Source organism: Ruegeria sp. BC3, assembly GCF_056539265.1.
The window spans coordinates 570,714-592,014 of the sequence record NZ_JBQFUP010000002.1; the positions used below are offsets into that span (position 1 = coordinate 570,714).

The 21,301-nt window shown below is 58.2% G+C and carries 20 protein-coding genes; 7 read left to right on the forward strand and 13 right to left on the reverse strand.

Translation table 11 applies throughout. The annotated features are described in order from the left end of the window. Positions 1-46: 46 nt before the first annotated feature. Positions 47-283: a hypothetical protein gene (locus tag ACR0MV_RS07880; protein ID WP_170464915.1), complete on the reverse strand. Its 237-nt coding sequence runs from the start codon at positions 281-283 to the stop codon at positions 47-49. A 160-nt stretch (positions 284-443) separates the two neighbouring features. On the opposite strand from ACR0MV_RS07880, the gene ACR0MV_RS07885 reads away from it, so the two are divergent. From ACR0MV_RS07885 to ACR0MV_RS07900, 4 genes are all read left to right on the forward strand, one after another. Further along, on the forward strand, positions 444-821 hold the full coding sequence (locus tag ACR0MV_RS07885; RefSeq protein ID WP_480701675.1) for a PAS domain-containing protein: 378 nt from the start codon (positions 444-446) through the stop codon (positions 819-821). Between the two features lie 99 nt (positions 822-920). Next, positions 921-2,420, forward strand: coding sequence for an FAD-binding domain-containing protein (locus ACR0MV_RS07890; protein WP_480701676.1), 1,500 nt, complete (start codon positions 921-923; stop codon positions 2,418-2,420). 50 nt (positions 2,421-2,470) lie between these two features. Next, positions 2,471-2,560 (forward strand): DUF2256 domain-containing protein, encoded by a 90-nt coding sequence (locus ACR0MV_RS07895; protein WP_480701677.1) that lies wholly within the window; start codon positions 2,471-2,473, stop codon positions 2,558-2,560. Then, positions 2,557-3,756 carry an FAD-binding domain-containing protein gene (locus tag ACR0MV_RS07900; protein WP_480701678.1) on the forward strand — a complete coding sequence of 400 codons (1,200 nt, stop codon included), beginning with the start codon at positions 2,557-2,559 and terminating at the stop codon, positions 3,754-3,756. Before ACR0MV_RS07895 ends, ACR0MV_RS07900 begins: the two co-directional genes overlap by 4 nt. On the opposite strand, the gene ACR0MV_RS07905 is transcribed toward ACR0MV_RS07900, so the two are convergent. Continuing rightward, entirely contained in the window at positions 3,753-5,279 is a 1,527-nt protein-coding gene (locus ACR0MV_RS07905; RefSeq protein ID WP_480701679.1) for a cryptochrome/photolyase family protein, read from the reverse strand. The two genes, ACR0MV_RS07900 and ACR0MV_RS07905, sit on opposite strands and share 4 nt — an antisense overlap. Before the next feature lie 54 nt (positions 5,280-5,333). Beyond that, complete coding sequence (locus tag ACR0MV_RS07910) at positions 5,334-6,224, reverse strand: LysR family transcriptional regulator (RefSeq protein ID WP_170423873.1); 891 nt, start codon at positions 6,222-6,224, stop codon at positions 5,334-5,336. Between the two features lie 110 nt (positions 6,225-6,334). On the opposite strand from ACR0MV_RS07910, the gene ACR0MV_RS07915 reads away from it, so the two are divergent. Together ACR0MV_RS07915 and ACR0MV_RS07920 are read left to right on the forward strand one after the other, a co-directional pair. Next, positions 6,335-7,885, forward strand: a complete 1,551-nt coding sequence (locus ACR0MV_RS07915; protein WP_480701680.1) for a proton-conducting transporter transmembrane domain-containing protein — start codon at positions 6,335-6,337, stop codon at positions 7,883-7,885. A 13-nt stretch (positions 7,886-7,898) separates the two neighbouring features. Beyond that, entirely contained in the window at positions 7,899-10,307 is a 2,409-nt protein-coding gene (locus ACR0MV_RS07920) for a YbcC family protein (RefSeq protein ID WP_480701681.1), read from the forward strand. 231 nt (positions 10,308-10,538) lie between these two features. Here ACR0MV_RS07920 and ACR0MV_RS07925 read toward each other — a convergent pair whose 3' ends face one another. The 6 genes from ACR0MV_RS07925 to ACR0MV_RS07950 form a co-directional block, all read right to left on the reverse strand. After that, complete coding sequence (locus ACR0MV_RS07925; RefSeq protein ID WP_209225143.1) at positions 10,539-11,270, reverse strand: amino acid ABC transporter ATP-binding protein; 732 nt, start codon at positions 11,268-11,270, stop codon at positions 10,539-10,541. Then, positions 11,267-12,127: an amino acid ABC transporter permease gene (locus tag ACR0MV_RS07930; RefSeq protein ID WP_170423881.1), complete on the reverse strand. Its 861-nt coding sequence runs from the start codon at positions 12,125-12,127 to the stop codon at positions 11,267-11,269. The genes ACR0MV_RS07925 and ACR0MV_RS07930 overlap by 4 nt, the downstream gene beginning before the upstream one ends. After that, positions 12,128-12,952: an ABC transporter substrate-binding protein gene (locus ACR0MV_RS07935; protein ID WP_480701682.1), complete on the reverse strand. Its 825-nt coding sequence runs from the start codon at positions 12,950-12,952 to the stop codon at positions 12,128-12,130. Positions 12,953-13,522: 570 nt separating this feature from the next. After that, positions 13,523-13,693, reverse strand: coding sequence for a hypothetical protein (locus ACR0MV_RS07940; RefSeq protein WP_170423884.1), 171 nt, complete (start codon positions 13,691-13,693; stop codon positions 13,523-13,525). 298 nt (positions 13,694-13,991) lie between these two features. Beyond that, a complete protein-coding gene (locus tag ACR0MV_RS07945; protein ID WP_480701683.1) occupies positions 13,992-15,179 on the reverse strand; it encodes an MFS transporter in 1,188 nt (395 codons plus the stop codon). A 377-nt stretch (positions 15,180-15,556) separates the two neighbouring features. Continuing rightward, on the reverse strand, positions 15,557-16,255 hold the full coding sequence (locus ACR0MV_RS07950) for a Crp/Fnr family transcriptional regulator (RefSeq protein WP_170423888.1): 699 nt from the start codon (positions 16,253-16,255) through the stop codon (positions 15,557-15,559). A 189-nt stretch (positions 16,256-16,444) separates the two neighbouring features. Here ACR0MV_RS07950 and hemA point away from each other — a divergent pair, with 189 nt between their 5' ends. Continuing rightward, positions 16,445-17,668 carry a 5-aminolevulinate synthase gene (gene hemA, locus ACR0MV_RS07955; RefSeq protein ID WP_480701684.1) on the forward strand — a complete coding sequence of 408 codons (1,224 nt, stop codon included), beginning with the start codon at positions 16,445-16,447 and terminating at the stop codon, positions 17,666-17,668. 54 nt (positions 17,669-17,722) lie between these two features. Here hemA and ACR0MV_RS07960 read toward each other — a convergent pair whose 3' ends face one another. From ACR0MV_RS07960 to ACR0MV_RS07975, 4 genes are read right to left on the reverse strand one after another with little or no spacing between them, the layout of a single operon-like run. Continuing rightward, positions 17,723-18,007 (reverse strand): cytochrome C oxidase subunit IV family protein, encoded by a 285-nt coding sequence (locus ACR0MV_RS07960; RefSeq protein ID WP_480701685.1) that lies wholly within the window; start codon positions 18,005-18,007, stop codon positions 17,723-17,725. Positions 18,008-18,012: 5 nt separating this feature from the next. Next, complete coding sequence (locus ACR0MV_RS07965) at positions 18,013-18,561, reverse strand: cytochrome c oxidase subunit 3 (RefSeq protein ID WP_480701686.1); 549 nt, start codon at positions 18,559-18,561, stop codon at positions 18,013-18,015. After that, the gene (locus ACR0MV_RS07970) at positions 18,558-20,480 is read right to left on the reverse strand and encodes a nitric oxide reductase activation protein NorD (RefSeq protein ID WP_480701687.1); all 1,923 of its coding nucleotides are present in this window, start codon (positions 20,478-20,480) and stop codon (positions 18,558-18,560) included. Before ACR0MV_RS07970 ends, ACR0MV_RS07965 begins: the two co-directional genes overlap by 4 nt. Positions 20,481-20,489: 9 nt before the next feature. After that, complete coding sequence (locus ACR0MV_RS07975; RefSeq protein WP_480701688.1) at positions 20,490-21,299, reverse strand: AAA family ATPase; 810 nt, start codon at positions 21,297-21,299, stop codon at positions 20,490-20,492. Positions 21,300-21,301: the final 2 nt, after the last annotated feature.

The window sequence follows — 21,301 nt, forward strand, 5'->3', positions numbered from 1 at the left end:
ATCTACAATCGATGCCTGAACGCCTGCTTCGAATCCAAAGGCCCGATTACTTACCAAGACTCAGGATGATCTCAATGTCCCGTCGACTTAGGCCGCCAATCAGATCCTTTTCGACGTCCAAAAGGTTCGCACCACTTTGAATATGGCGCTCCAGCTGCGCTGCAACCTCACTGGTAGATTGGTAATACAGGTCGCCGCGGGTTCGGCTCAGTTCGATAACCAGCCGCTCCAGCAACTGCTTTTGTTTTTCCGAGACCAGATCTTTTCTTTTGTCCTCAAGCATATTCGCCACCGCAATAGTCTTTGCCTACGCATAAAACATAGCTTTTGATCCGCCTGTGGCGAGCATCCGGCGCAACAACGCTGCACCAAGCCACCGGAAATCACGAATATCCGCACTATACTTAACTCATTGTTTCAGAGCCGCATGTGAGAGGACACCCATGTCAATATCCGTGCCGACCGAGGCAGAACTGGTCGCGATGCTGCAAGAGGATGAACGCAGGATGAGCGTTGTCATCACCAACCCAGCGCGCAACGACAACCCTATGATTTATGTCAGCGAAGAATTCGAAACACACACCGGATATTCGCCCGAAGAGTCCTTGGGTCAAAACTGCCGTTTTCTACAAGGTCCTGATACCGACCCACAAGCAATTCAGGCCATCCGCGCCGCGCTAGCGGCAAAGACCGTTTTTTCGATCGACATCCTGAACTATCGAAAGTCCGGGGACCCATTCTTGAACCGCTTACGCATTCGCCCCCTGTTCGATGACGCGGGTAGACTGACTTACTATGTGGGCGCCCAAAACCCGCTCTGATCTGGGCTCGTCGGCGACGTTTGGTACAATGTCTACTGGCGGTATTCGCGGTCAGACCTAGGTTCATCCGGACAACGGAAACTTCCTAGATCGTAGGCTATGCAGGTCGTCTGGTTCAAAAGAGATCTCCGCACGCAAGACAACGCGGCCTTGGCGCTCGCTGCGCAGCAAGGGCCTGTGTTACCTTTGTATGTGGTTGAACCAGAGCTCTGGCAGCAACCAGATATGTCTGCCCGGCACTGGCAGTTTGTGTCTGAAACCCTGATCGAACTGCGTCAGGACCTCGCCCGTCTTGGCCAGCCCTTGGTCATTCGCCTGGGTGAAGTTGTCGAAATCCTGGCCGAGTTGCGTCGGGCCGGCCACCTTGCGGCGCTTTGGTCCCATGAAGAGACGGGTAATGGCTGGACCTTCCAGCGCGATCGGCGTGTCGCAGCGTGGTGCCAGACCAATGGCGTCCCATGGCACGAGCTGCAAAACCACGGGGTTATTCGGCGCATGTCCTCGCGAAACGGATGGGCGCAGCGCTGGGACACGTTAATGGCGCAACCTGCTGCACTCGCACCCACGATTGATGCCCTGGACGTGGGGCTGGGGCGGCTGCCTTCCGTCGCCAAACTGGGTTTAGAGAACGACCTGTGTACAGATCGCCAAACTGGTGGGCGCGCTGCTGGGATAAGTTTGTTAGAGACGTTTCTGAACCAACGTGGTGAACATTATCGGCAGGCAATGTCGTCCCCGTTAGAGGGCGCAACTGCGTGCTCGCGCGTGTCACCCTATCTGGCATGGGGCGCGCTTTCGATGCGCGAGGTCTCACAAGCAACCGAGTTTCGCCGACAAAATCTGAGCGCGAAACAAAGCAACTGGCGCAAGTCTCTCCGGTCCTTCACCGGTCGGCTGCACTGGCATTGCCACTTCATCCAAAAGCTCGAGGATGACCCTCGGATCGAATTTGAAAACATGCACCGGCTGTATGACGGGCTGCGCCCGAAGCAACCGGACAGCACGCGTCTGGCCGCATGGGCCAGCGGGCAAACTGGCTATCCGTTTCTGGATGCCTGCATGCGGTCGCTTCATGCCACAGGCTGGCTGAATTTCAGGATGCGGGCGATGGTGATGGCCACGGCCAGCTATCACCTTTGGCTGGACTGGCGCACGCCCGGTCTGGTGCTGGCGCGCCTGTTCACCGACTACGAGCCCGGCATCCACTGGAGCCAAGTGCAAATGCAGTCGGGCACCACGGGGATCAACGCGGTTCGTATCTACAACCCTGTTAAGCAAGGCAAGGATCAGGACCCAACTGGAGCGTTTACACGCCGTTGGGTGCCCGAGCTTTCGGACATTGCTGACCCTTTCCTGCAAGAACCATGGACTGCGCCCAATGCCAGCGATGTGATCGGCAAACGCTATCCCGAGCGCGTGTTTGACCACCTTGAGGCCGCAAAACATGCGCGCGCCCAAATTTGGGCCGTCCGTCGCAGTCCTGAGTTCCGGTCCGAGGCGGCGCAAATCCAGTCGAAACATGGCAGCCGCAAACGCCGGCCACGCAAACCGAACAGAGCCATGCAATCGGCACAACTCTCACTGCCGTTGGAGGGCTGAAAACTGCGTATGAGGAAGAAATCCGACCTGCCCACCAAGATCTGCGCGACATGCGGACGCCCATTCAGTTGGCGCAAAAATGGGAAAAGGTCTGGGATGAGGTCCGCTATTGCTCGGACCGGTGCAGGCGCGCGTCATGAATACCCCTTCTCTGCCCGGCCTTGAACCGGTACCGCAGCCCGTGGAGTGGGCTCCCACCAGGGCCGCGGGTCTGGCGCGTCTCAGCCAGTTTGCGCCGCAAGCGGGTCGCGCGTACGCGGCAACGCGCAACTATGATTATGGGCCCGGAAACCGCAGCAACATCTCGGCTTTGTCCCCGTGGATCAGGCACCGCCTTGTAACGGAACAAGAGGTGCTGACAGCGGCCTTAGCCCGGCATAGTCCCGCGGTCTGCGAGAAATTCGTGCAAGAGGTCTTTTGGCGCAGCTACTTCAAAGGCTGGTTGGAGCAGCGTCCCAGCGTATGGGCCGCCTACCTAAACGGGTTGGATAGTGCACGCGCCACCATTGGCGCAGATTACCAAGACGCGATAGCAGGTCGAACCGGGATTGATTGCTTTGACGCGTGGACCCATGAGTTGCGGGAAACCGGGTATCTGCACAATCACGCCCGGATGTGGTTTGCCTCGATCTGGATCTTTACTCTGCGCCTGCCTTGGCAGTTGGGTGCAGAATTCTTTTTGCATCATCTGCTAGATGGAGATCCGGCCTCGAACACACTCAGTTGGCGTTGGGTCGCCGGGCTGCATACCAAGGGCAAGACCTACCTGGCCCGGCCCGACAATATCGCGAGATACACAAATGGTCGCTTTGATCCCACAGGCTTGGCCACTATGGCGGAGCCATTGACCGAACCTGAGGATCACCCGCTGAGACCGATTCCCCCATCATTCGCCCCGCCCGAGGGGCCGTGTATGCTGTTGCTCAATGCCGAAGACCTGTGCGGCGCAGCGTTGATGCCCCCTGACCCAGATGGGGTTCTTGGTCTGCTAACGCCCGACGGTAGTGTTCTGGCGAATGACTTCGTTGCCGCCGGCTTGGAAAAGGCTTTGGCAGACTGGGGACAAACGCCAATCACCAGCGAAAACTGGACCCAGCCGCTGGTCGAGGCCGCTGCGCGATCCGGCATCCGAAGGATCGTCACGGCCTACACACCGATTGGACCGGCCCGATCGCAGTTGGACGCTGCCGAACCAGTTCTGATGTCCGAGGGTATCGAGCTGGTTCGCGTCAGACGGGCCTATGACAGTCTGGTTTGGCCTCATGCCAAACGCGGTTTCTTTGGGCTGAAAAAACAAATCCCAAACCTGCTGAGGAACCTTGGCCTTTCAAATTAAATCCGCGCCAGCACCTTTTGGGCACTGTCCAGATACTCCTGCTGCTTGGCCTCGTTCATGCGATCCCAGGTCCGGTAGGCGTGTCCAAGACGCGGGTTACCGCGCAACTTGTCCGCGTTCCGCACCAAAAAATCCCAGTACAGAGGGTTGAAGGGACATGCGCCCTCGCCCGTCTTTTGTTTCACGTCGTACCGGCAGGCAGCACAATGATCGGACATCTTGTTTATGTAATTCCCACTGGCTGCATAGGGCTTGGACCCCAACAACCCACCATCAGCGAACTGGCTCATTCCGATCACATTTGGCGCTTCGACCCATTCATAGGCGTCTGCATAGACCGCCAGGTACCACTCGTGCACCTCGACAGGGTCAATGCCGGCCAACAAGGCAAAGTTGCCGGTCACCATCAACCGTTGGATATGATGCGCGTAAGCCTCGTCGCGTGTCTGGGCAATGGCTGCAGACATGCAGGCCATGTCCGTATCTGCGGTCCAATAGAAGGCAGGTAGCGGGCGTTTTGCTTCAAGGTAGTTTTCCTGAATATACCCCGGCATTCGCAACCAATAGATACCGCGCACAAATTCGCGCCAGCCAATGATTTGACGAATATACCCCTCTGCCGCGTTCAGTGGTGCATGTCCTTCATAGTAGGCCCGTTCGACGCACCGACAGATCTCAAGCGGTGATAACAGGCCTGCATTCAGGTATTGAGCCAGAACCGAGTGGTACAGAAACGGCTCGTCACTCAGCATCGCGTCCTGGTAGTCGCCGAACTGGGGCAACGCGACATCGACAAAATGGTCCAGCGCGGCCAATGCGCCCCGTCGCGTGACGGCGAACCAGAATGGGGTCAGGGTTCCGAAGTGATCCGCAAATTTCGCTTCGACAAGGCTCAGAACCTCTTGGGTTATCTCGTCCGGGTCCGCATACAGAGGTCGAGGCATAAAGAGATCGGATTTGGCAGGTTTACGGTTTTCGGAGTCAAAATTCCATCGTCCACCTTCCGGCGCGTCCCCAGACATCAAAAGCCCGGTCTTGCGGCGCATCTCGCGGTAAAAATATTCCATCCGCAACTGCTTTCGCCCCTCGGCCCAATCCCGAAACTCCTGATGGCTGGCCACAAAACGGTCATCTGGCAGCACGCTCAAACCCTCAGAGCCTGCAAAGGCCTGTGCCAATCGGTACTCTCCGGGTTCAGTCACAACCGCACGTGAAATGTTCAGGTCGCTTTGCGCGCGCGCGATTTCACCCGTCAGGCTGTGTGTATTGTCTGGATCGTCCAGCCGCACATACCTTACCGGCCACCCCGCAGCTTCAAGCTCGGCCGCGAAATGGCGCATGGCCGACAAAACAAACGCAAGCTTTTTCTTGTGATGCCGCACATATTGCGCCTCATCCATCACTTCGGCCATCAGGACCGTGTCGCGATCTGCTGAACCAGCGCGCAGTGCGGCAGAATTCATCGAAAGCTGATCGCCCAGTACAACGATCAATGTGGGGCGTTTTAACGGGTTATTGTCCATCCCGTGAAGGGTAGGTCCGGCCGATCCAAAACCAAGCCATTCGCACAGCCGTTTTCACGACAAAAAATCCGATCCAGCGTTTTGTTCAATGATCTCCTGAACCAGCGGGTTGGGAAAACGGCGACGCAGAGTGATGGCGTAGAAACTTTCCTTGATGCGCGGATGTTCCTTGGCCTCTTTCAACCGACCGGAGTTCAACTCGTCCGTCACAACGATCGGCGCTACCAACGCCAGACCGATATCCTCGCGCGCCAAAAGGCGCATCATGGCCATATCGTCCACTTCGGCAGCTATTTGAGGACGCACGGAATAGCGGCTGGCCATGGCGTCGAAGGCGGTGCGCACACTGCTGTCGGTTGTCGGCAGGATGAACGGTTGCTCGGCAAGCAACTCTTGGATCGGCAGGTCAGTTTCCAGCCGTTTTGGCGTTCCGACAATGCTGACATCCTGTTCGCCAATATGGTGTGTCTCATACGGTGTCAGGCTGTCATCCGGGGGAGGGCGGTTCATCAGAACCAGGTCCAGGTTCAAAGCCTCCAAGCCTTCCAGCAACTCGGCCGGACTGCCGGACCGCAGGATCACTTCGACGTCCAAACGGGACAAAATCGGCCTGAGGAAACCAATCTGAAAGTTGCGTGACAGGGTTGCCAGCGCACCGACACGCAACGCTTTGCGGGTTTGCACAGTGCCCGTCAGCGTTGCCACAAGTTCTTGACCAGTCGAGAATATCGCGTCCGCATGGTCTAGCGCGATGCGCCCTGCTTCGGTCAGGTGCAACTGGCGACCGCGTCGTTCAAACAACGGGTGACCTAGCCGTTCCTCCAGCTGTTTGATCTGAACCGACAGCGCGGACTGAGACAGGTTCAACCGCTGCGCAGTGCGCGTCAGGTTGCCGTCATGCGCGACGGCCCAAAAGTACCTCAGATGATGATAATTGAGCGGCATTCGTTCTTTTTAATAGAACAATAAGTCGCAAACAATGAATTTTTATTAGCAGACTTTCTGTCCTATCTGCGTCCAAAGGCTTTGGCCCAAGAAACGCAAGGAACCCAAACATGGCTTATCTCTTTCTACCGCTGATGGGTCCGTTGATCCTGATCGCTGCGGCGTATCTGGCGACGCGGAAACCAGGAAAATACCCCGGCAACATCCCGGCTATCACCGAGGCAGCCGCGTTTGCGGCTTTTGCAGTCTCAGCTCTGGCGGCTGCACTGGTTGCCGTTAACGGATCGGGGACCTCGGCGCTGATCGGGGTATTCGGAGTGGGCCTGTCCGTACGTCTGGATGCGGTCAGCGCGATCATGCTGGTTCTGGTCAGCTTCATTGGCTGGGTCGTACTGCGCTATTCCAAGACCTACATGGATGGAGAAGACCGCCAGGGTGCTTTTACCGGCTGGATGTCCGCGACCCTTGCTGCAGTCTTGCTGCTGGTGATGTCCGGCAACCTTGCACAGCTGTTCCTCGCATGGACTCTGACGAGCCTGTCGCTGAACAGGCTGCTGCTGTTCTATCCCGAACGCGCAACAGCCCGGCGGGCAGCGCGTAAGAAAGCCCTTGTCGCCCGGATGAGCGAGGGTGCCCTGGCTGTGGCCATCGTCCTGTTGATTGCCGCATCCGGAACGACCGACATCACAACCATCCTGACAACGGCCGAACCTAACTGGCTGACCATGGGTGCGGCCCTGCTGATCGCCATCGCGGCGGTGCTTGCATCAGCGCAGTTCCCACTGCACGGATGGCTGACCGAAGTGATGGAGGCCCCTACCCCAGTATCGGCCCTGCTGCATGCGGGTGTAATCAATGCGGGTGGTTTCCTGTTGATCCGGTTCGCGGATGTGATGCTGCTGGCCCCGGGTGTCATGGCGCTGCTGGTAATGTTGGGTGGTTTTACCGCTCTGTTTGGGGGGCTCGTCATGCTGACCCAGCCTGCGGTGAAGACATCTCTGGCCTGGTCGACCATCGCGCAGATGGGTTTCATGGTTATGCAATGCGGCCTGGCTCTGTTCCCGCTCGCGCTGCTGCACATCGTGGCCCACTCCCTGTACAAGGCGCATGCCTTCCTCAGCGCTGGTGAGGCTGTTCGCAATGTCGCTGCGATCCGCCGGCCGGGTCCGATCGCCGTACCCAGTGCGCGGAACGTTCTGCAGGCCTTTGTCACTTCGATCGTGATTTATGGCATCGTCGGCACCTTGGTCGGGTTCGACGGCAAATCGGTTCAGGCGATTGCCCTCGGTGTCATCCTGATTTTCGGCGTGGCCTACCTGCTGGCCCAAGGTTTCGCGGACTCAGCCCCGCGTGAGTTGATGCAGCGTACTGTGATCTATGCGCTGGTAACCTCAGTCAGCTATTTCGCCCTGCAAGTGATCGCTCAGCATCTGACCGCTGGCACACTTCCTGCAACGCCAAGCCCCGGACCCCTGGAATGGGCCCTGATCGTCCTCGCGCTGATCAGCTTTGGCTGTGTTGCCGTGGCTCAATCGACCTTTCCACTCTGGGCCTCGCACCCGGCCGCCGCAGGTCTTCGCGTCCACCTCACAAACGGCCTCTACGCCAATGCCATCTTCGACAAGCTTCTGGACGGTTGGTCCAAGCGGTCCGCAGCCTGAGAGGAACTCAAAGATGTTTGCAAAACTTGAAACCTACCCCGCCCCGCTGCTGGAACTTGTCACCGAAGCCAACCTGGCCGCCAAGGCTGTTCCGCCGCTGTTCCCGCTGTCCGCAAGCGTCGCAGTGAACCCGTTTCTGGGTCAGACCAGCGAGCCTCTTGCTGTGACCGCAGCCCGCCTGGCGCGCGTTGGCGGTGAACGGATCACGCCGACACGGGCGCATTGGGCCGCTAGGATCAACGCGGGCGAAATCACCGAAGCGGACCTGATCGATGCCGTATCAGCGTCGAACGAACCCTTCGCCCAGCCGACTTTGCAAGACATAAAGGATGCGCTGAACACCGACACGTCAGAGCCTCAAGCCCTGCCGACAGTTGCAGAACTTGCCGCAGACGTTTCCGGGATAGACTGGCCCGGTCTGATTGACGACCGGATCGGCGTTTGGGCCGCTGGTCATTTCGATCAGGGTCAGGCGTTGTGGCAACAAGCCAATGCAGGTGGCGCGTTCCAATCCTGGCGTGATTTTGCCTCGCGCGATCTGACACCCGAAATTCAAGGTCTGAAAGGGTTCTGCGCCTTTGTCGCCGAGACCAACCGCTCGCACTGGCGCGCCATCGGTCGCGCCTCGGAACGGCTGACCGTTGACACCGATGCGGCCTCTACCGCCTTTCACCGCTGGCTGATGACGTTGGGCGGGTGGGCGCAATACGGTCGTTTTCACCTTTGGCAGGCCGAGTTGAACGGCACAGAAGACAGCACCGTTACCGAGCTTTTGGCGGTGCGAATGGTCTTCGATGAGGCATTGTTCAACCTGTACGAAGACCAGATCGCCGCGCGGTGGGCCGAGGTTGTCGAGGCACACCGCACACCCGTGACCCCGTCCAAGGACTTTGTGATTGATGCGATCCTTCAGGATGCAGGTGAACGGTCGCAACAGCGGGTACTGGCCGACAAACTGGGTCAGGGCAAACCCCGGACAGTGAATGGGCGCTCGGACGTTCAGGCAGCATTTTGCATAGACGTCCGGTCCGAAGTGTTTCGCCGGGCGTTGGAAGCACAGGATGCAAACATCGAAACCATTGGCTTTGCCGGTTTCTTCGGTCTGGCCAGCGCGCACAAGGCTGCTGGTTCTGACGTGACCGAAATACGGGGTCCTGTGCTGCTGCAGGCAGGCGTGACCTCGCAAGCCAATGAACCCGTAAAGGCCGATCTGGATCGTCGATACACAGCGCGGGCCAAGCGCGCCTGGGGTCGGTTCAAACTGGCCGCGGTTTCGTCCTTTGCCTTTGTCGAGGCGACCGGGCCACTCTATGCAGGCAAGCTGGTCAAGGACTCTCTGGGTCTGAGCCACAACTGCAAAGCCGATCCCGCCCCAAAGCTGGACCCTGCAATTGACTTTGAAGCACGCGTGGACATGGCAAAATCGGTGTTGTCGGCGATGTCGTTGACCGACAACTTTGCCAAGATCGTAATGCTGACCGGCCACGGGGCACACGTCACCAACAACCCGCACGAAAGCGCGCTGCAATGCGGGGCTTGCGGCGGCTATGCAGGCGACGTGAACGCGCGCCTTCTGGCCGGGCTGTTGAATGATCGTGAAGTTCATGACGGTCTGCGAGACGCAGGCATCGACATCCCGTCGGATACGGTTTTCCTGCCTGCACTGCACCATACGACCACGGATGAGGTCACGCTGTACGACCAGGACTTGCCGATGGGCATGTCGACCCCGGGCGTTGCTCAGCTGCGCAAACACCTAGACGCGGCGGGCAGCCTTGCGCGCGCGGAACGGATGCAGCGTTTGCCGCGCGCGACGGATGCGACAAACGTCCTGCGCCGGGCGCGCGACTGGGCCGAGACCCGCCCCGAATGGGGTCTGGCCGGCTGCCGCGCCTTTGTTGCCGCTCCGCGCGGTCGTACAGATGGATCAGACCTGTCCGGGCAGGCTTTCCTGCACAACTACGATTGGCGGCGCGATACTGAGTTCGGCGTTCTCGAGTTGATCATGACCGCTCCGGTCGTGGTCGCCAGCTGGATCAGCCTGCAGTACTACGGCTCGACCGTTGCACCAAACCTGTTCGGCGGCGGCAACAAGCTTTTGCACAACGTGGTCGGGGGCATCGGTGTGCTGGAAGGCAACAATGGCGCGCCGCGCGCGGGTCTACCTTGGCAGTCTGTCCATGACGGCAACGCTTTCCAACACGATCCGCTGCGCTTGTCCGTGATTATCGAAGCCCCACGCGACGCCATGTCCGACATCCTGTCCCGGCATCCTGGAGTTCGCGAGCTGTTCGACAATGGCTGGCTCCACCTGATCGCAATGGACGACGAAGGTAAGCTAGCCTGGCGTTACAACGGAGATCTGAAGTGGGTCCGTTCCAATGATCGGACCGACAACGCGCAAGCCATCGCTGCGGAATAAATTCCGCACCGAATTCAACAACGGGTGCCATGCTTGATCGGCATGGCACCCGCAATTCGTTTTGCCAGTCATCAAACAGCTGGAGACTCCGACAGGAACACAGCCTTTGTCCGCAACACGCTACCCAATCCCAAAATGCACTCGCCCAGCACAAAACCCGTCGCCAGCGCCTTTGTTAGCGATCCGGAGATGTGTCCCCTGATAGTGTTAAGCCCGTGCTTGAATGAGCCGTCAGAGTACGCGGGACAGGAAAGCTTTGGTGCGCGCCTCGCGGGGTTCGGCAAAAAGAACCTCGGGCGGGCCTTGTTCCAGAATACGGCCAGCATCCAGGAAACAGACCTTGTCCGCCAGTTCCCGTGCAAAGCCCATCTCGTGCGTCGCCAGAACCATGGTCATGCCCTGTTGACGCAGATCACGAAGCACATCCAGCACCTCGCCCACCAGTTCCGGGTCTAACGCACTGGTGATTTCATCGAACAGCATAATCTGAGGTTCCATCGCCAGAGCGCGGATGATTGCCACCCGCTGCTGCTGGCCGCCTGACAACTGATCCGGGTAGTGTTCCATTCGTTCACCAAGCCCAAAGCGCGTGAATAATTCAGTGACCCGCGGCCTCAGATCGTCCCTGCTCAGACCGCGCACTCGGCGAGGGGCAAGCATGACATTCTCGACCGCCGTCATATGGGGAAACAGATTGTAGCTTTGGAACACAATGCCAATCTGCTGGCGCACCGGCTGAGGGTCCAGACCGGGTTCAGAGATGTCCTTGCCATCCAGCCAGATTGTCCCGTCATCAATCGGCTCAAGCAGGTTCATGCAGCGCAAAAGCGTGGACTTGCCCGATCCGGACGCGCCGATCAGGCACACCATCTCACCCTCGGCCACATCAAGGTCAATACCCTTGCAAACCTCGTGATCGTCGAACCGCTTGCGCACGCCGCGCAACGAAAGCTTTGCCGTCATGTGCGCGCCTTGTTCTGCTTGTTCATGAGGTAATCCGCGTATCGGGTTGCCGGAATTGTCAGGATCAGAAAAATCAACGCCGCGCCTACATATGGCGTGAAATTTGCATAGAGGGATTTGTAGACACCTGCCTGACGGAATACCTCGACCGGGCCAATAAAGGACAACAGGGCCACGTCCTTCTGCAGCGCGATAAACAGGTTCATATTGGCCGGAACGACGTTCCGAATGGCCTGCGGCAGAACCACATAACGCATGGTGTCACGATCGCTTAGCCCCAACGAAGCGGCTGCCGATCGTTGCGATTTGTGAATCGAGTCGATACCTGAGCGGATCACCTCGGCCACATAAGCCGAATACACCAGAACCAGCGCCAAAGTGCCCCAAATGTATGGGCTGTTCCACGGTCGTGGAAGTCCCAAACCGGGGATACCAAAGCCAATGATGTAGATAACCAAAACCACAGGAAGGCCACGGAAAACGTCCGTGTAGGCTATTCCAAACAATCGCAGGGGAAACAGCGCCGGCGCGCGCGTGTCGCGGCACAGTGCGATGGCCAGCCCTGTGATTGCGATCAAGGGGGCCGACCAGGCAAAGATCATCACGTTCAGAAAAAACGCCTCAAGCAACCCGGGGAAAGTCGCGACAAAGACCTTGCCGTTGAAAAAGGCGCGCTGAACAGCGTCCCACCCGGGGGCAAGCGGGACGAGAACAATCAGCGCCAACACCACACTGACCGTCGAGATCAGTGCGATGCGGTTCGAGCGTCGCCGGACTCCGGCCTCGTACAGCTCTCGGCGCGTGGGCACCGAGGCCACGTGTTCAACGGGCCTGTCTTGCACCGGCGATTTGTCCATTTACTTGATAACCGGAACGCCGGTTGCCTCAGACAGCCACTGCGCTTCAATGGCGGCCAGCTCACCGCTTTCGGTCAGCTCTGTGATGGCAGCGTCCACGCATTCCTTCAGCGGATTGCCCTGCTCCATCAACAGGCCGAACTGATCCGGGCTTTCCGATTGCTCAGGTGGGAACTGGCCCAGCAGCGTGCCGCCTTCCACAACAACCGCCGACAGATAGAGCGCGGTCGGCAGATCGTAGATCGCCGCATCGATCTGACCGGCCATGATGGCCGCGTTCACGTCGGCGTTGTCATTGTACAGAAGCGGCTCATCCGTTGGCTGGATGATGTCTTTCAGCATCGGGATCGCCGTGGTCGTGGCCACGCCGCCCCATTTCAGACCCTTAAGACTGTCCAGCGTCGCCTCTGCACCGCCGTCGACCACATTCTGCGTGGTCAGAACCGCCATGGCAGATGTGTAATACGGCAGGCTGAAATCGACCATTTCCTCTCGTTCGGGTGTGATCGAGTACTGCTGCATGTTGAAGTCAAAGTTCTTCGCGCCGGGCTGAATCGCCTCATCAAAGCTCGTGCGCACCCATGTGACGTTGTCCTGGCTGAAACCCATTTTATCAGCGATCGCGTATGCGACCGCGGCTTCGAACCCTTCGCCGCCTTCGGGGGCGTCGTTCATGACCCATGGGTAATAGGCCGGGTTCCCCGTGGCGATTGTCAATGTGCCGTCAGTCAGTGTCTTACCCGCAGCACAGGTTCCGTCACCGGCGGCAAGCACCGAGGTTGTCGACAACGTCAAGGCCAGAGCCATACCAGCAATCAGTTTCATCCAATCGTCTCCCTGTTTTCAATCGCCCACAGGTTCTTATGAGCACAGGGATTTGTCTAGGCCAACGTGGTCAAGCGAACAAGTCGAGAAAACTCAATTTGCCACAATTGCCCACCGCTGTACTGCGCAGGCTGCGACGTAAAAACTATTTTCTTCGAGGATGTTAAGTTAGCTGTCACGGATCGGAATCGCCCATCCCCGGACCCGGACCAAAGCTGGATTTGGCCGAGTTTTCAAAACCGTTGACCTACGTAAGTGTAGAGCTGATAATCCCCTTTGTCGTTCCGGGCCCAGGCTACGGAAAAATCAATCGGGAATTTCTTAGACACGCGATATCGCCAACACCATAGGCTGAATGAGCGCCACCGGTGGACAAGTTGAAAAAACTGTCCCCAGTTTGGCCAACACCATCAAAAACCGTGGCACCAAAACGACGCCATATCTGATGGCGGTACTCAATCTGCAGCGAAGCCGAGCGCAAATCCAGAAACTGGGTGACCGGGAACCCGCGAAAGGCATCAGTACCCCCAAGCAACACTGGTCAAAAAACGGAGTGTCCGCACTGGCGGCTCAGGTCGAGGCGCGCGCTGCGATGACCCCCTTGGGGACCGGGTTAAAGTACTTGGTGAAATTCACAAAAGCCTCGGAATAGTCACCCGTTATCCCTTCGAGAGTGAAGTTAAGTGAAGTCACGACCTTAAGGTTGAAACCCTCTATCGGATACAAGGTGTCATCTCGCATGTCCCAACGTACCACTAAAGCCGGCGAAACGATCCGTTCCGAAACCCGACCGATGTGTCCTCTTACGAGGCATCGAACGGTCCAAGGCTGCGTTCAATCGTCGTTGATCCCGCTGAGACCGAGTCAGAAAATCCAAAAATATGATTGTTGTCATTGCGATGACCACGAGCAAGACAAGCGCAGTCCATTCGTTTCGAACCCAGTTAAAGCAGGATAACCTGAAGTGAAACAAGACTAGAATTCGCCTGGTAATGCAGTGTGTTCAATGTGACAAGAACTCCGGCGAGAGACAGGCAGATCAACCAGCGTCAGAGAAGCCGGTTTCTACCATTCTACGCGCCCGCATCCAAATATGCAGAAGTACCCCGGCCAAATAGAAGACAGCAACACTCAGCAGAACGCCTTGCAGGTCTGCACGCGCAAGTATGAACAACAGGATCGGAGTGCCCAATAGATTCCCGATGTTTCCCATTTGGGCCATCGCTCCGTTCGCCATCGCGCGGTCGGCCAGAGTGGTGTTCAATTCCGGGATGGAAACAAAGCTTGCTCCTTGGACCAACCCCAGAACTGCGAAAAGCGCCACGCTTAGGACGGGCACTGGTCCGCCCAGAAACACGCCTGCAATCACTGCGATTGCCAGGGCAAAGCCGACAATAACAACGCTCACCCCAGTCAAGCGGGTCAGCAAAAACGGAACGAAAACAAGGGAAACCAGAATACTGACCAAAGGCATTAGCCCCGCGACCATCGCCCGAACATCCTGAGGCAACAGAGCAGGCAACAACGCCAGCAGTGACACAAAGGTCAGCGTATAACAAAGCCAACCCAAACCCGGCGCGGCAATCCGGGGGGACCGGTAGGCAGCTATGTGTTTGTGAGCAAAAGATTTCAGGCCAGTAGCCTCAGATTCAGACAGGCGTGGGGCGCTCGGCAAAACCATGGCGAGGCAAAGACCCAGTGCAACCATGGCGCCCCCGTGAAGAACGAACAATGCATCAAGCCCGTGCGCCGCGACAAACGGAGTTCCGAGCCAGGACACCAAGGCAAAGGCGACGCCAAAGAATGTACTCCAGAGTGCAAGGGCAAAGTTTCGAAACCGATCAGGGCTGATTTCGGCGATCAAGGTGGGCGCAGCAACTACAATCGCCAGATGGGACACACCCTCCAACAGCCTGCTGAACAACATCGTCGAAAACACTGGCATCTCGGCCTGCCAGACCGAAAGACTTCCGCCCAGAAGCAGTGCCAGAACCAGAACCGGTTTGCAGCCAAATCGGTTTACGACAACACCTGCGGACATTCCGGCGATAGCGCCAATGGCACTGATAAAGGTCAACACCCAGCCAATATGCGGCCCCACCCCCGCATATTGCTGACGAAACAGTTCAAACGGAACAGCGATTTTGGCGAACTGCGCTGCAGCGGCAAGCCCAGCCAGCCAAAGCAGTAAGATCAAAAAGAGAGCGCGGGGTGTTGCAACAGACATGCCCAACCGATACGCGCATCACCCCGTAGATGACCACGCCTAAATTATGCGCGAGGACGGTTTCTGATATCAAACCCGCTGACGAGACGGACCGGCGTACCATCTGCCAGGTAGAGCCGCTCGCACCGGAGTCCTCCGGCACTGATGCGGATATGGTCATGAACTGCTTCAGTTGTCACAAAGCAGACGGGCGCCGGGGTTTCTACAGCCCACCAATCAGACTGCTCGAGCGCACGTTCCGCCGAACGAATCTCGTCAGTGGCAAAGGTCAAATCACGCCCGGACTCTGTTCATTTCGCCAATTCGCGGAACTTGCCTCTTAATCCTGCTGCTACAGCCCGTTCTTGCCATCCAACCAATACTTCGCAACGGAATCTTCACAACTTCCCGCCGTGAGGCTCATCCTCCACATATCTGCGCAGCGCGTTGATATCCGAAATCTCAGCGTGGCTCCGATCGATCTTGACACCAACCGTCTTGAGCCTGGAAAACGCCCGACTAAGGCTTTCGGGTTTCATACCCAAACGACCAGCGATCAGCATCTTGTCATAGGGCAGCGATACATCACAGCGACCATCTACTTCGTCGCAAAGATTCAACAGAAATTCTGCAACCCGCTGTGCGCCTGTCTGCGCCTTAAGCTGTTCGAGCTGCGCTACCAAAGAATGCAGATGGGTGAAGGTCGACGCCAGAATCGAGATTCCGATTTCGGGATCCTCTTTCATCAACGAAATCAGGATCGGGCTGGGGATATGCATCACCTCACAGGCTGACACGGCCTCGGCTGAAACGGGATACGGTACGTTCCGCAGGGCGACAGCCTCGCCGAAGCTGTCACCGCGTTTGAAAACACTCACGACCGCCTCTGCACCGGTTGGCGTCATGCGAAAAAGCTTGACCCAGCCGGCCAGCACGACGTGAACGGCTTTTGCAGTCTCTTCCTGCAAAAATATTGTCTCGCCGCGATCATACTGTCGCCAGATCGCGTGACTCAGCAGTGTTTCGACATGCTGATCTGGCAAGCTGCGCAGCAGAAGCGACTGACGCGCGATCGCCTTTTGGGCTTCATGAGGCACGAAAACTCCCCCCGTATCTTTTCCGCAGCCGAGAAACCACGGCCCGTCCTTACCTGTCTTTAAGCTATGTCAAACCGGTCGAGACTGCACCAAGCTTTTGATGCCGTGTTTACTTGACAATAGTCATGTTGCGGCTCGTTTGCCTGACCTATCCTCGGTTCGAAGCCAGTAATCCGGGGAGCCCGCAAGATGGACTACGAGCGATTTTTTTCTCAGAGCCTTGATGGCCTTCGGGGTGAAGGAAACTATCGGGTGTTCATAGATCTGCAACGCCGCTGTGGATCCTTCCCGAATGCGCGACAAACCGATGGTGCGGTGCAAAGGGATGTGCGTATCTGGTGCTCGAACGACTATCTTGGCATGGGTCAGCACCCGGCGGTGATTTCGGCGATGCATGATGCGCTGGACCGTTGTGGCGCAGGCGCGGGCGGGACGCGGAACATTTCCGGCACCACCCATGACCATGTGATGCTTGAGGCCGAACTGGCCGATCTGCATGGAAAAGAAGCCGCGCTTTTGTTTACCTCGGGCTATGTCTCGAATTGGGCGGCGTTGGGAACACTGGCGGCGAAAATTCCCGGCCTGATTGTGTTCTCGGACGCATTGAACCATGCTTCGATGATCGAAGGCATCCGCCATTCGCGGGCGCAAAAGGTGATCTGGAAGCATAATGATCTGGATGACCTCGAGGCAAAACTGGCCGCCGCAGACCCGGATGCACCCAAGATAATTGCCTTTGAATCGGTCTATTCCATGGATGGCGACATCGCGCCAATCAAAGAGATTTGCGACTTGGCCGACAAGTATGGCGCGATGACCTATTTGGATGAGGTGCACGCGGTTGGACTTTACGGCCCCCGCGGCGGCGGCATTGCCGAGCGGGAAGGTCTAATGGATCGCCTGACCGTGATTGAAGGCACGCTGGGCAAAGCGTTTGGAGTGGTCGGCGGATACATCGCAGCGTCCGCCGTGTTGTGTGATTTCGTGCGTAGCTTTGCCAGCGGATTTATCTTTACCACCGCCCTGCCCCCGTCTATTGCCGCCGGGGCTGCGGCCTCGATCCGGCATCTCAAACAGTCGAATGCCGAGCGCGACCTGCAAAAGTCCCGCGTGGAGCAAGTCCGCGAACGGCTGGATGCCGAAGGTATTCCACATCTGCCCAATCCCAGCCACATCATCCCGGTGATGGTCGGCGATCCGGTGAAGTGCAAGTTCATCTCGGACACGCTGCTTGAGGAGTTCGGGATTTACATCCAACCGATCAACTACCCGACCGTGCCGAAAGGGACCGAACGTCTGCGGATCACCCCCTCGCCCGTCCATACGGATGCGGATATCGACCATCTGGTCGGCGCGTTGTCTGTCCTTTGGCAGCGCTGTCAGATTGCGCGGATGCCAATGGCGGCACAGTAACCAAAGCCTCCCTTTGCTTTGCAGACTGCCGTCCCTGTTTGGGGGCGGCTTTTTTTAGATCAGGTAGAGCCCGAAAATCAACACCGAGAAGATGGTGAGCACCATTGTGAACCCGCGCAGCCAGCTTGGTCTGCGCGCCAGGTCAAGGTATTGCGCGAGAATCACCCGCGCTTTGATCAGGGCGAGGGCTAACACACCGGCAGCCACCAACTTAGGGGAATGCAAGAGTGTTAACAGCGCCGACGTCAGGCTGAGCGCCAGCAACCCAAGCCAAGCGCTGGTGAGAGGGTCAGGACGCCTCCGGCGGCCGTATTTGACCCGAGAAGAAACACTGCGCATCGCGATTATCCCAACAGGTAGATCACAGGGAACAGCATGATCCAAACCAGATCGACCATATGCCAGAACTGAGCGCCCGCCTCGATGTTGTTTGGATCGTCACGCCACGTGATCAACAGCAAGACCGCAACTCCGGCCAGCACATGCGCGGCATGAAAGCCCGTAAGTAGATAGTAGAACAGGAAGAACGGATGGGTTTCATAGGTGATCCCCTGCGCGGCCTTACCCATGTATTCCACGCCTTTGATGATCAAAAACACAATCCCCAGCACCGCAGCACAAAGTAAGGCCAGCCGAGCTTTCAGGCGGAAATTGGTTCGTCGCCAGTGCAAGGCTTGCGCGGCCAGATAGCCCGAAGTGACCAGAACAGCAGTATTGAAGGCGGCCCCGGTGCGATAAAGATGCGATTGCGCCTCGGCAAAACCTGTGGGGTCGGTCAGCCGCACGCCCATGAATGCGATAAGGCCTGCGCCAAAGACCAGCAGTTCAGAGATGATCAGAACCCACATCAGCAACTCGCCCGGCAGCTCGTCAATGAGAGAGCTGTCGTTCATGCGCCGACCAATTGGCGGTAGATCTGCGGCAGAGCCATAGTCAGGCGGTGCGGGTCGGGTATGACAGCGAAACCACCCTGTCCGAACATGCGGGGGAACCAGCTTTTGCCGGTTTTGTCGATGGTCACGCCAAAGACCGATTGTCCGGCGCGGCGGGCCTCGCACACGGCTTGTCGCGTGTCTTCGATCCCGTGGCGGCCTTCGTAGTGGTCCAGATCGTTGGGTTTTCCATCGGTGATGACCAGCAGCAGGCGGCGCTTGCGGGATTGCTCCGCCAGATCGGCCGAGCAGTGGCGGATCGCCGCGCCAAGCCTTGTGTAATGGCCGGGGCGGAGGGATGCGATGCGTTGTTCAACCGTTGCACCCATCGGTTCATCAAACCGTTTGCAGCGTTGCACATAGACCCGTTGGCGTTTCAGCGAACTGAAGGCATGGATGGCGAAATCGTCCCCGCATGCGTTCAGACCCCAGGCGAGCGCGGCCAGCGCTTCGCGTTCGATGTCAATCACGGCGCGGCCCGTCACGGCGCTCTCGGTCGAGCGGCTGACATCCAGCAGGATCGAGACAGCCAGATCGCGGGCTTCGGGACGGGATTGCATCCAGATGCGCTCATTGCCTTCGCCGCTGGCGAGGCGGTCTGTTTCTGCGCGCACGGCAGCTTCGATATCCAGCTGATCGCCGTCCAGATGGCCGCGCGTCATGACGCGTCCGGGGCGCAGCGCTTCAAACTGGCGTTTGACGGCACGGATGCGGCGGGCGGTGGCGGGGTCTTTGCCAAACTCGGCGGCATCCTCTCGGATATCGGCGTCCGACAGAAGAACGTTGACGTGATCAGGCAGGTATTGACCGGTACGCACGTCCCATTCGGGATAGAGTATACGGCCTGAAAGGCGCTCACGATTCACATCCTCGGGTGCCAAATCCAAATGCAGTTTCAACTTGGTTGGCGGTGCCTTGGAGATTTGGCCCAACCCGATCTCTTCCTGATCGTCGACAGCCTTTTTGGCGTTGTCGGGATCGTCGTCGTCAATCCGACGATTGATGTTCAGGAACTCGGCCCAGCTGAGAATGGCTTCGAACTTGTGCAGGATGAAACTATCGCTGCGGCTAGCCTGATCCGACTTGCGACGACGTGCGCGGTGCGTCTTCTCACCGGACTCTTCTGGAGGCCCGTCGGTATCTGGGTTTTCCACCTCGTTATGTTCGGAAAAGCCGACGGGGCGCAGTTCGGGCCACAGGGGAACGGGACGAAAATGCTGATAGCCACGCGGGGCGATCAGATCACTGTCCAGCGACATCATTCGTTCGGCTTTTGCGGATAACGGTTTTGGATCACCCAGCATGTGGCGGACCAGTTCCTCAACCGCTGCTTCAACAGGAGGCAGGTCTGGAGTTTCACGGTGATGCAGAACGCCCTTGCACAGCTCGGTGTAAAGCGGGCGCATCCCGGGCGCGTTGCCCAGCGTAGCCTCGACCATCTGTCGGGCTGCGATCAACGCGCGCAGGTCAGCACGCAGGGGGTCTTTTTCGTCAATGCGGGTCCCGGCATGGGCGACCACAGCGGCCAGCCAGACGTAAAGCGCGCCATTGGCTTCCCGCGCGGGGAAAACCGCCAGCCGGTCTGGCAGGCGTAGAACCTCACCATCAAAGGAGGCGCGCGGCATCAGCTCGGCCTCGGTTCCCAAACGGCGGCGCCAGCCCAGCCGGTGGCGTGAAATCTCGGGTGAGACCGGGCGCAATTCGACGCCCGGACTACCCCCAAGTCCTCTAAAGAGGACGGCCAGCCGCCCCGCGACCTCTGAAAGGTCGACCGCGGCTCCAACATGCACCTGGGGTGCATCGAGACGGCTGGCAAGGGTGTGCCACAGTTTCCCGATCGTTTCTTCGGGTTCCCATGGCTCAAAGTCGATCTTGACCATCGGCCGGCCTCACCCAAAGACAGCCGTGACAAGATCGAGGAGCCCGCGTTTGATATCCTCGTCATCGGTCAGAGGTTCGATCATCGCGGCGAGGATGGCGCGGTCGGTGGACATGCCCTGTGCGATCAGCGTCGCGGCATAGACGACCAGACGGGTGGACACGCCTTCCTCAAGGTCCTGACCCTTGAGACCCCGCAGTTTGCCTGCAAGGCGCACCAGCGGCTTGCAGCGTTCCAGCACAAGCCCGCTTTCCTGCGCGACGACTTCGGCCTCCATCTGAGGCGACGGGAAATCGAATTCCAGCGAGATAAAGCGTTGCCGTGTCGAAGGTTTCAGGGTTTTCAGGATATTCTGGTATCCTGGGTTATACGAGGCCACCAGCATGAAGCCAGGGGTGGCCTCAAGCTCTTCGCCGGTGCGGTCGATCGGCAGAATGCGCCGGTCGTCTGTCAGCGGGTGCAGCACGACGGTCACGTCCTTGCGGGCCTCGACCACCTCATCAAGGTAACAGATCGCGCCTTCGCGCACCGCGCGGGTCAGGGGGCCATCCACCCAGACGGTCTCGCCGCCTTTCAGAAGGTAGCGCCCGATCAGATCGGCGGCGGCCAGATCATCGTGGCAGGCCACGGTGTAAAGCGGACGGCCAAGACGGGCAGCCATATGGGCCACAAAGCGGGTCTTGCCGCAACCTGTTGGTCCCTTCAGCAGGACAGGCAGGTTGTTTTCACTGGCGGCGGTGAATACGTCGCATTCATCGCCCTGAGCGAGGTAGAAGGGGGCGTTTGCCGCCCCCTCGTTCAGTTGCATGGAGCCATCCATTT